At 29.3% G+C, this 10,164-nt stretch carries 12 protein-coding genes and 1 other annotated feature; of the genes, 11 read left to right on the top strand and 1 reads right to left on the bottom strand.

Annotated elements, in window-relative coordinates:
* From B5E92_RS11350 to B5E92_RS11315, 8 genes are all read left to right on the top strand, one after another.
* Positions 1-457: zinc finger domain-containing protein (locus tag B5E92_RS11350; RefSeq protein ID WP_087302264.1), on the top strand; the 457-nt coding region annotated here is incomplete at its 5' end.
* Between the two features lie 62 nt (positions 458-519).
* A complete protein-coding gene (coaE, locus tag B5E92_RS11345) occupies positions 520-1,098 on the top strand; it encodes a dephospho-CoA kinase (protein ID WP_087302262.1) in 579 nt (192 codons plus the stop codon).
* Complete coding sequence (locus B5E92_RS11340) at positions 1,091-2,338, top strand: DnaD domain protein (protein ID WP_087302260.1); 1,248 nt, start codon at positions 1,091-1,093, stop codon at positions 2,336-2,338. Before coaE ends, B5E92_RS11340 begins: the two co-directional genes overlap by 8 nt.
* Before the next feature lie 9 nt (positions 2,339-2,347).
* A complete protein-coding gene (locus B5E92_RS11335) occupies positions 2,348-3,256 on the top strand; it encodes an ATP-binding protein (protein WP_087302258.1) in 909 nt (302 codons plus the stop codon).
* Positions 3,257-3,342: 86 nt separating this feature from the next.
* Positions 3,343-4,302 (top strand): 6-phosphofructokinase, encoded by a 960-nt coding sequence (gene pfkA / locus B5E92_RS11330; RefSeq protein WP_087302256.1) that lies wholly within the window; start codon positions 3,343-3,345, stop codon positions 4,300-4,302.
* Between the two features lie 39 nt (positions 4,303-4,341).
* Positions 4,342-5,778 (top strand): pyruvate kinase, encoded by a 1,437-nt coding sequence (gene pyk / locus B5E92_RS11325; protein WP_087302254.1) that lies wholly within the window; start codon positions 4,342-4,344, stop codon positions 5,776-5,778.
* 121 nt (positions 5,779-5,899) lie between these two features.
* On the top strand, positions 5,900-6,751 hold the full coding sequence (locus B5E92_RS11320; protein WP_087302252.1) for a hypothetical protein: 852 nt from the start codon (positions 5,900-5,902) through the stop codon (positions 6,749-6,751).
* Complete coding sequence (locus tag B5E92_RS11315) at positions 6,744-7,181, top strand: hypothetical protein (protein WP_087302250.1); 438 nt, start codon at positions 6,744-6,746, stop codon at positions 7,179-7,181. The genes B5E92_RS11320 and B5E92_RS11315 overlap by 8 nt, the downstream gene beginning before the upstream one ends.
* 11 nt (positions 7,182-7,192) lie before the next feature.
* On the opposite strand, the gene sspI is transcribed toward B5E92_RS11315, so the two are convergent.
* Positions 7,193-7,393, bottom strand: a complete 201-nt coding sequence (sspI, locus tag B5E92_RS11310) for a small acid-soluble spore protein SspI (RefSeq protein ID WP_087302248.1) — start codon at positions 7,391-7,393, stop codon at positions 7,193-7,195.
* A 54-nt stretch (positions 7,394-7,447) separates the two neighbouring features.
* Between sspI and B5E92_RS11305 the strand changes: the two genes are divergently transcribed.
* The 3 genes from B5E92_RS11305 (at position 7,448) to pheS (ending at position 10,164) form a co-directional block, all read left to right on the top strand.
* Complete coding sequence (locus tag B5E92_RS11305) at positions 7,448-8,113, top strand: M48 family metallopeptidase (protein WP_087302246.1); 666 nt, start codon at positions 7,448-7,450, stop codon at positions 8,111-8,113.
* Positions 8,110-8,829: an RNA methyltransferase gene (locus B5E92_RS11300; protein ID WP_087302244.1), complete on the top strand. Its 720-nt coding sequence runs from the start codon at positions 8,110-8,112 to the stop codon at positions 8,827-8,829. Before B5E92_RS11305 ends, B5E92_RS11300 begins: the two co-directional genes overlap by 4 nt.
* Positions 8,830-8,892: 63 nt before the next feature.
* Positions 8,893-9,092, top strand: a binding site (T-box leader).
* 34 nt (positions 9,093-9,126) lie between these two features.
* Positions 9,127-10,164, top strand: a complete 1,038-nt coding sequence (gene pheS, locus B5E92_RS11295; protein WP_087302242.1) for a phenylalanine--tRNA ligase subunit alpha — start codon at positions 9,127-9,129, stop codon at positions 10,162-10,164.

Genomic DNA, 10,164 nt, shown 5'->3' with positions numbered 1-10,164 from the left:
TTTACAAAATTATCGAAATGAATTACCACTTTCAAAACTGGGGCCAGAACCGTTTGATGCAACTTGTAATGAATTATATGAAAAAATACATAAAAGTAAATTACCAATTAAACATGTTCTTTTAGAACAAAATATTATTGCGGGAATAGGAAATATATATGCTAATGAAATTTGTTTTGCAATGGGTCTAGATCCTAATACTCCAGCATCTAATTTAACTAAAAAGAGTGTTCAAGAATTAATTGATGTATCATGTAAAATCTTAAATGAGGCCATTGAACAAGGCGGAACGACTATCCATTCTTTTTCGGCTAATGGCATAGATGGATTATTTCAAGTTAAATTAAAAGCTCATATGCAAAAAATTTGTCCGATTTGTAACGGTCCTATCAGCAAGATTAAAATTAAAGGACGAGGTACTTATTATTGTCCTCATTGTCAAAAAAGAAGACGTTAAAAGACTAATTGCAGGCACCTATGTTTTATAGGAGATTAGCGATAATAAAGGAGTAGATAGAAATGAAGGTTTATGGAATAACCGGTAGTATTGCTACTGGTAAAAGTACTGTAACAAATTATCTTAGAGAAAAAGGTTATTTAGTTGTTGATAGTGATAAACTAGCATATGATGCTTTGACTATTGATGAAGATTGTATTGATCGTGTAAAAAAACGATTTGATTTACATGGTGATACAATTGATCGAAAAGCTTTGGGAAGAATTGTTTTTAATGATCCAATTGCTAAAAAAGATCTTGAAAATATTATTCATCCTTATGTTATAAATAAAATCAAAGAAACGATCCATAATAATCAAAACTTAAAAATAATTTTCTTAGATATTCCTTTATTATTTGAAAGTAATTTAGAGTATCTTTGTGATAAAATTATTGTGGTATATTTAAATTATCAAGAAGAAGTAAAAAGATTGATGAAACGTGATAATATTGATGAAAAATATGCTAAAATTATAATTAGTAATCAAATGAATATTGAAGATAAAAAACGATTGGCTGATATTGTTTTAGATAATAATAAAAGTTTAGAAAATTTATATCAACAAATTGACTTAATGCTGGAAGGAAATAGTAATGAATGAATTAATGATATCTGATTTATATACTGTCAATGCTACTTATCCGTTAGATTCAATCCATTTAAAAACTATTAATCTTTTATATCAGCCATTGATTGGAAATCAGGCATGTAGTTTATATTTAACACTTTATAGCGAATTGGATCAATTATCATTAACAAAAGCTGCTAGTTTGCATCAACGTTTAAGTAAACTTACTGGTTTTTCATTAATTGAAATAAAAGAAGCAAGCTTAAAGCTTGAAGCAATTGGCTTAATTGCTAAATATGTTAAAGATGATGATAATAAACGGATTTATTGTTATTCATTGAAAAGTCCATTAACACCAGCTAAATTTTTTAATCATGCTATTTTAGGACCATTATTATTAAAACGTTTAGGTAAAGAAGAATTTAATCGAACTAAATTATGTTTTAAGTCATCAGCATATCATTTAGATGGATTTCAGGAAGTTACAGCTAAATTTACTGATGTTTTTGATATTAATTTAATGGATAATAATGATAAAGTATTAGTTGAAAAAGATTATTTTGGGATTGAATATGGTAAGGTTGATAGTGACTATGATATGGAATTATTTTACCAAGGCTTAGCTGATTATCAAATAAAAAGATCATCAATTACCAAAGATGATCAGGAATTAATTAAACAATTAGGAACAATGTATCGAATTAATGCGTTAGATATGTTATCTCTTGTTAAAGAGTCAATTGTCGATGATAAAATAATTCAAAAAGAACTAATTCAAAAATGTCGTAATTACTATGATTTAAAAGTACCAGAAACATTTAAAGAAATTTATCATCGTCAGTCTGTTACTTATAAAAGTAATTCTAGTAATGACGCATTGAATCAACATATTCATTATTTAGAAAGTGTTAATCCATATCAGTTGTTAAAAGATAAACAAGGTGGGCGTGAACCATTAAAGCGTGATTTACAAACAGTTGAGTCAATCATGACTTCTTTGTATTTAGAACCTGGTGTGATGAATGTTTTAATTGAATTAACATTGTCACAATGTGATAATGCTTTATCAAGAGCCTTTATGCAATCAAGAGCTTCTCAATGGAAAAGAAAAAAGATCAATACAGTAAAAGAAGCAATGGATGAGGCAAAAGTGTATATTAAATATCGTAAAGGTAATTATGTAGAACCAGAAAATGAATCATCAGATACAATAATTGATAATGATAGTGTTGATGAAAATGAATTAGATGAATTTTTAAGTCAATTTGAATAGGAGGGCAAGATGAGAAATATCCAGAATCTTAATTTATTTGCTAGTGATGAAAGTTTTAAGAAAAATAAAGAAAATAGTATTAATGACTTGATGAAAGATAATAATATTATTAAAGTTTTACAGGAATTCAATCTAACTCGTCGGGACATTGAAGAAAACTGGATTGAATTTCTAGATTATAAAGAAGATTTAGATAGCTGTATTGGCTGTAAATCGTTGCAATCTTGTCCAAAAATTTCTAAAGGAATGGTACGCTGTTTTAATTATTATAATGGAGAAATTAGTTTATCGTTACAGCCATGTCATTTTGGTCAGTCATATTATGCTGATCAAAAGATATTAAGTGATATTTTATTGAAAAATATTAGTGATAAAATATTACTTACTAAACCTAGTGATTTGACGATCATAAAAGATCCTGAAAGTAATGGTAAAGCAGTTGTTAAAATATTAAGTGATTATATTAAAAATCCTGAAAATAAAGGTATTTATTTATATGGTCAAGGTGGTTGTGGTAAAAGTACATTGATGGGATTTTTAATTCGCTGCTTAGTAACTAAGGGGTATAAATGTGGTTTTATTCATTTTCCAACGTTTCTTATGGATATTAAAGCCTCATTTGGAAATGAGGGAATAAATAATTCAATTGAATTAATGAAAAATCTTGATTATTTAGTAATCGATGATGTTGGTGGTGAAAACGTTACCCCTTGGTCTCGAGATGAAATATTATCGGCAGTTATCGCCTATCGTTTACAAAATCAAAAGGCAACATTTTTTACAAGTGAGTATTCATTAGAACGGTTAAAAAAGATTTATTCTTTAAAAACTGGCGATAAAGAAAATGTTGAACGATTGATTTCTAGAATGAAAGCGATTAGCAAACCGGTTGAATTAAAAGGGAGGGATTTAAGGTAAGATAATAATGTAAAAATATATGGAAACATCATAATTTTTGTGTTAAAATGTCTTGGAAATTAATATGTAGTAGAGGAGGAAAGATAATGGTTAAATGTATTGGTGTATTAACTTCCGGTGGAGATGCTCCTGGAATGAACGCTGCTGTTCGTGCGGTTGCAAGAACATGCTTGAATAAAGGAATTGAAGTCTACGGTGTTCGTTTAGGATATAAAGGATTACATGAAGGAGATTTTATTAAATTTGATCGACATAGTACTCGTAATATTATTAATTTAGGAGGAACTATGTTAAAATCAGCACGTTTTCCTGAATTTAAAGATCCTGAAGTAAGAAAAGCTGCTATTGAGCAAATGAAAAAAGTAGGAATGGAAGCTTTAGTAGTTATTGGTGGCGATGGTAGCTACAATGGTGCTTTAAAACTTACTGAAATGGGAGTTAACTGTATTGGAATACCAGGAACTATTGATAATGATATTCCGGATACAGATTATACAATTGGATTTGATACAGCATTAAATACAATTGTTGATGCATTAGACCGCTTAAGAGATACATCTGGTTCTCATCAACGCTGTACGATTCTTGAAGTAATGGGACGTCGTTGTGGGGACCTTGCAATCAATGCTGGTATTGCAGCAGGCGCAGAAATGGTTATCACTAGTGAAATTGGATTTGATGAGGCAAAAGTTATCGAAAGATTAAAAGCTTCTAAAGCATCTGATAAAAAACATGCTATTGTAGTAATTACTGAACATATTACTGATGTTCATGAATTGGCTAAAAAAGTCGAAGCCGAAACTGGATTTGAAACACGAGCAAATGTTTTAGGACATATGCAAAGAGGGGGACGTCCTTCAGCACGCGATCGCGTTTTAGCTTCTAGAATGGGTGTTTATGCAGTTGAATTATTAGAAGCTGGTAAAGGTGGGCTTTGTGTTAGTGAAGTTCATGGTGAAATCAAAGGTTTAAAAATCGAAGATGTATTGTCACATAAACGGACAACTGATTATGGTATTTACGAAGATGCAATGAAGCTTCGTTAATATAAATTTAAAATTAAATGTAAGGTGAGGAAGTAGGATATGGTATTTGCATTGAAAGAAAGAAAAAAGAAAACAAGAATTGTATGTACGATTGGACCTGCTAGTGAAGATGAAAAAATGTTACGTAAATTAATCTTAGCAGGGATGAATGTTATGAGATTAAATTTTTCTCATGGTGATTTTGAAGAACATGGTGGAAGAATTAAAACTGCTCGTAAACTTGGAAAAGAATTAAGCAAAAATATTGCAATTTTATTAGATACAAAAGGACCAGAAATTAGAACTGGAAATTTTGTTGGGGGACAAACAGAATTTAAAAAAGGTCAAGTTTCTGTGATTACAACAGAAGATATTGAAGGAACAAGTGATCGTTTTACAATTACTTATAAAGAATTATACAAAGATGTTAAACCTGGTGGTTTCATTTTAGTAAATGATGGTCAAGTTGAATTATTAGTTGACCATGTTGAAGGTGAAGATATCGTTTGTGTATGTGCTAACGATGGTATTGTTAAAAATAAACGTGGAATTAACGTTCCTGGAATTAAACTTGGATTTGATTATTTATCTGAAAAAGATATTGCTGATATTACTTTTGGATGCGAACAAGGTGTAAACTTTATCGCTGCATCATTTGTTAGACGTGCTCAAGACGTATTAGATGTTAAAAAATTATTAATTGAAAACGGACATCCTGAAATTCAAATCATCGCTAAAATCGAAAACAGCGAAGGTGTAGAAAACATGGATGAAATCTTAAAAGTAGCTGATGGAATCATGGTAGCTCGTGGGGACTTAGGTGTTGAAGTACCTGCTGAAGATGTACCATTAATCCAAAAAGAAATCATTAAAAAATGTCGTGCTGTTGGTAAAGTAGTAATTACTGCTACTCAAATGTTAGACAGTATGCAAGAAAACCCACGTCCAACTCGTGCTGAAGTAAGTGACGTTGCTAACGCTATTTTTGATGGAACTGATGCAATTATGTTATCAGGTGAATCTGCACAAGGTAAATATCCAGAAGAAGCTGTAATGACAATGACAAAAATTGCATTAAAAACTGAAGAAACTTTAGATTATGATGCATTATTAAGAAAAGCAATTAGAACAGCTCCTGAAGATCCATCAGAAGCAATCTGTATGTCAGTAGCTGAAATCGCTTCTAAATTCAGTGTTGCTGCCATCATCGTTTATACTGAAAGTGGTTCTACAGCAAAACGTGTATCACGTTATCGTCCAGAATCAATGGTTATTGCTGCTACTCCATATGAACCAGTTACTCGTTCATTAGCTTTAAACTGGGGTGTAAAAGGTGTTGTATGTAAACAAATGCGTGATCGTGTAGCACAAATTGAATATGCACAAATCTTAGCAAAAGAAAATGGTGTTGAACCAGGTGAACAAATTTTAATTACTGCTGGTACTCCAGGTGTTGGTGGAACTACTAGCTACTTAGAATTAATCACAGTAAAATAATTTAAATTAGAGCAATGAAATCGTTTTTACGAAAGTAGTTGCTTTTTTTGTGTCGAATCAGGTAATTTGTTTTTTCTTTCTATCTAAGATAAAATAGGTTATAATGTAGGCGGTGATAGATATGAAAAAGAAATATATGCAACATTTAATTGTAAGTATTGTATTTGCAATTATTGTTTCGACAACTTTATTTTTTATGTATGACAGTTTTAAATTTCAAACGTTTGGCGAAATAGTATATTATGATTATATATTATCTGGTTCAAATGATTTCGTAACAATGGAAAATGTTGAGGTTTACTGTGATCAAGATAATTTTTATTTAAATGATGGGCGAATTTTATTTACAGATAGCAGTATTCTTTCACAACAGTCACCTACAATTAAATTAGAATTGTCATCAGATGAAAAGAAATTCAATCATGAATTTACACTTGATAATTATGATCAAAATAACTTAATTTACTCTTTCAATAATTATTCTAGTAAAACAGATGGTATTAATTTAGATACTATCAAAACAGCTACTTTAACTGTAGAAGCTAATAATCAAGAGCTTACTAAGTTAAAATTAGATATTACACCATTAGATCGTTTAGAAGGTTCAAATAGTGAGTATCGAATTGAAAATGCGGCAATCTCAAAGTCTATGATTCGTCTTGGTTCTTTAAAAACATCGAATGATAATGTTTTTAAAGATTACTCAGATGTTTCATTAGAATACCGTTATCTAAAGGATAAAAAAGGAGATCCTAAGGATAATGATAATTATGTTGTTTTCCATAAAATCAGTGGAACTACTAAAGAATTAATAAATAATGATGATTATGGTACATATAACTTAGAAGACGATGATATTGATTTAAAGAATGAAAAATTAAGTGTAGTTGTTATTTTGAGTAATGGTGATGATAATCAATATGCTTTTGCAATTGATTTAAATGTTCAAGAGGCGGGTGATTATTATGGATAAAATAAAAAAAGATTTTATAGTTTTTTATTTGATTCGTAATGCCGTTGCTACTTTTGTAATTACGTGTATTAGTTTTATTTATAGCTTAATGGATTATTATCGAATAACTTTTTTAGGGGCACTTAATAAAACTTTTGTTGATAATTTTTATACTACTGTTTATTTTTTATTGTTATGGATCTTAAATTATTTGTTATTTGAAATTTATAAAATAATTGTTGATGTTATAAAAAGTAAAAGTAAACATCATGGTAATTTATTTATTGGCAATAAAGCAACAATTCCAGTTGGTAGTATAATACCAGTAGTTATTTTAATTATTTTACTATTGATTGATTTTAATCAATTGTTTAAAATTAACTTTGTTTTATTAATGCTATTTATGTTTGCCCGTTCAATAAAAGAAATAATTAAAGAAAGGAAAAAATAGACTCGTTGAGTCTATTTTAATAAATTGCAAAGAGTTTGAATCATATCATCTTTTTGCATTTTATTTAATGAATTATAATATTCTTCAAATAATACACCTAAGCCAGGTAAGATTGTTTCTTCTTTAGAAGCAATACCACCATCAATTATTTCTTTTAATTCCTTAGGGGTACTATTATGAAGCTTATTTAATAAAGCATTTCGAATATTCATTTAATCACTCCTTTTAATATTATAGGGTGATTAAGAGGTTTTATACGAGTTATTATGGAAATTAGAAAAATTGAATTAAACGGACAAGTATTTGAGTATCAATTAAATATTAAACAAATAAAACGCTGTTATTTAAAAGTTGTTGCTGGAAAAATCATTGTTAATAGTGGACCATATTTTTCTATTAATGAAATTGAGCAGTTAATTAAGGATAATCAGGATGCTGTTTTAAAACAAATCGATAATTATTTAATTAAATATGATTATTCTAATGGCGGTTTTGTTTATATTTTTAACCAGCGCTATCAAATTATTAGTTATGATTTAAATAATCGTAAGACGGTTTTTCATGATGATAAAATATATGTTTATCATCGTCAGATTCAAACAACTATTGAAATAACGCTAAAAATAATTTTAAAACAGTATATTGAAAAAAGGATCCAAGAATATTTAAAGCAAGCATTTATTTTACCAATGCCAGCAGTTGAAATAAAAAAATATAAATCTCGCTGGGGCGCTTGTTATCCTAAAATCAACAAAGTTAGTTTTAATCTGGCTTTGGTGCATTTAAATTATGAATTGATTGATTATGTAATTGTTCACGAGTTATGTCATTTTTTACAACCTAATCATTCAAAACAGTTTTATCAGGAAATCAAAAAAAGATTACCTAACTATAAACAATGTGAAAAAAAGTTAAAGGAGATAGGGATATGATTACGTCTACTAACAATAATACAATTAAAACCCTTATTAAATTAAAGCAAAAAAAATATCGAAATCAATTTGGTTATTATTTAATAGAAGGGGAACATTTAGTAAATGAAGCTTTAAAAGCCAATCAAGTAGAATGTATAATTACTACTAAGCCATTAAAAAGTAATCTTGAGGTAATTGAAGTAAGTGAAGAAGTAATGGCTAAATTAGCTTTTACAAAATCACCATCTAATATTATGGCTAAATGTAAAATTGATTCGAATAATGAGTTGATGATGAAAAAAAGATATTTAATTCTTGATGATTTACAAGATCCTGGTAATATTGGTACACTGATTCGTAGTGCTTTAGCATTTGGAATTGATCAGGTTATTTTATCTAAAAATTGCGTTGATTTATATAATGATAAATTATTACGAGCAATGCAAGGGGCTAATTTTCATATTAGCTGTATTTATGGTGATTTAACTGAAATAATTGAAAAGTTACAAGCAAATGGTGTTGTTGTTGTCGGTAGTGCTTTAGAAAATGGTCAAGATATTAGTTTAATTGAAAAAACTGAAAAAATGGCTTTTATTGTTGGTAATGAAGGTAATGGTATGAATCAAAATATTTTAGATAAATGTGATTATATTGGTTATATTCCTATTCAAACAATTGAGTCTTTAAATGTGGCAATTGCTGGAAGCATTTTAATGTATCATTTTAGCAATTGATAGAAAACTAATAGAAAATTATTGTCAAAAAGTTGTAAACAAGTTATAATATCAAGGTATAACGATAACACGTTGATAAGGACTAGTAAATAAGAAAACTGTTTTAGAGAGGAAGATAGCTGGTGAAAATCTTCTAACAGCGGCATTATTGAATTCACCTTGGAGTGCGGCTAATCACCGCCGGGTCGGCTACGTTACAGCTAATTAAGAGCATAGTTTTTAACTATGAATTAGGATGGTACCGCGAGATAATCGTTCCTATTAGGAACGATTTTTTATATTTTTAGGAGGGAAAACATGGAAAATAAATTATTGATGATTAAAGAAGAAGCATTAGCTAAATTGGAAGCATGTCAATCTTTAAAAGAATTAAATGATATTCGTGTATTTTATTTAGGTAAAAAAGGACCGATTCAAGAAGCTATGAAATCAATGAAAAATATGGCTCCTGAAGAAAGAAAAGTATTCGGTCAAACGTCAAATTTAGTAAAACAAGAGTTATCAAAAGCGGTAGAAGAAAAGAAAGCAGCGTTAGAAAATCAAGCTATCTTAGATAAGATCAATCAAGAAAAAATTGATATTACATTACCTGGTTACAAATTAGACCAAGGAACAATTCATCCTTTATCAGCGATTGTAACTGAGCTTGAAGAACTATTTTTAGGAATGGGTTATCAAATTGCCGAAGGTCCTGAAGTAGAAACAGATTATTTTAACTTTGAGTTAATGAATTTACCAAAAGATCATCCTGCTCGTGATATGCAAGATACTTTCTATATTGATGAAAATAACTTGATGCGTACTCATACTTCACCAGTTCAGGCACATACTTTATTAGCAGCTAAAGGAAAAGGACCAATCAAGGTAATTTGTCCTGGTAAAACTTATCGTCGTGATGATGACGATGCTACTCACTCTCATCAATTTATGCAATGTGAAGGTTTAGTTGTAGACAAAAATATTACTATGGCTGATTTAAAAGGAACTTTACAAGTATTTGCTCGTAAACTTTTTGGTGAAAAAAGAGAAATTAGATTCAGACCATCATATTTCCCATTTACCGAACCATCAGTTGAGGTAGATATTTCATGTCATAACTGCGGTGGTAAGGGATGTTCAATGTGTAAGCATACTGGCTGGATTGAAATTTTAGGTGCTGGAATGGTTAATCCAAAAGTACTTGAAATGTGTGGTTTCGATTCTACAGAATATCAAGGTTTTGCCTTTGGAATTGGAATTGAACGAGTAGCGATGCTTAAATATGGTATTGATAATATTCGTTACTTCTATAATGATGATATTAGATTCTTAAATCAATTTGGTAGAAAGGAGTAG

It is taken from the genome of Erysipelatoclostridium sp. An15 (assembly GCF_002160675.1).
In the GTDB taxonomy this organism is placed as follows: Bacteria; Bacillota_I; Bacilli_A; order Erysipelotrichales; family Coprobacillaceae; genus Thomasclavelia; species Thomasclavelia merdavium.
This window is presented reverse-complemented; position numbering and strand designations above follow the sequence as displayed.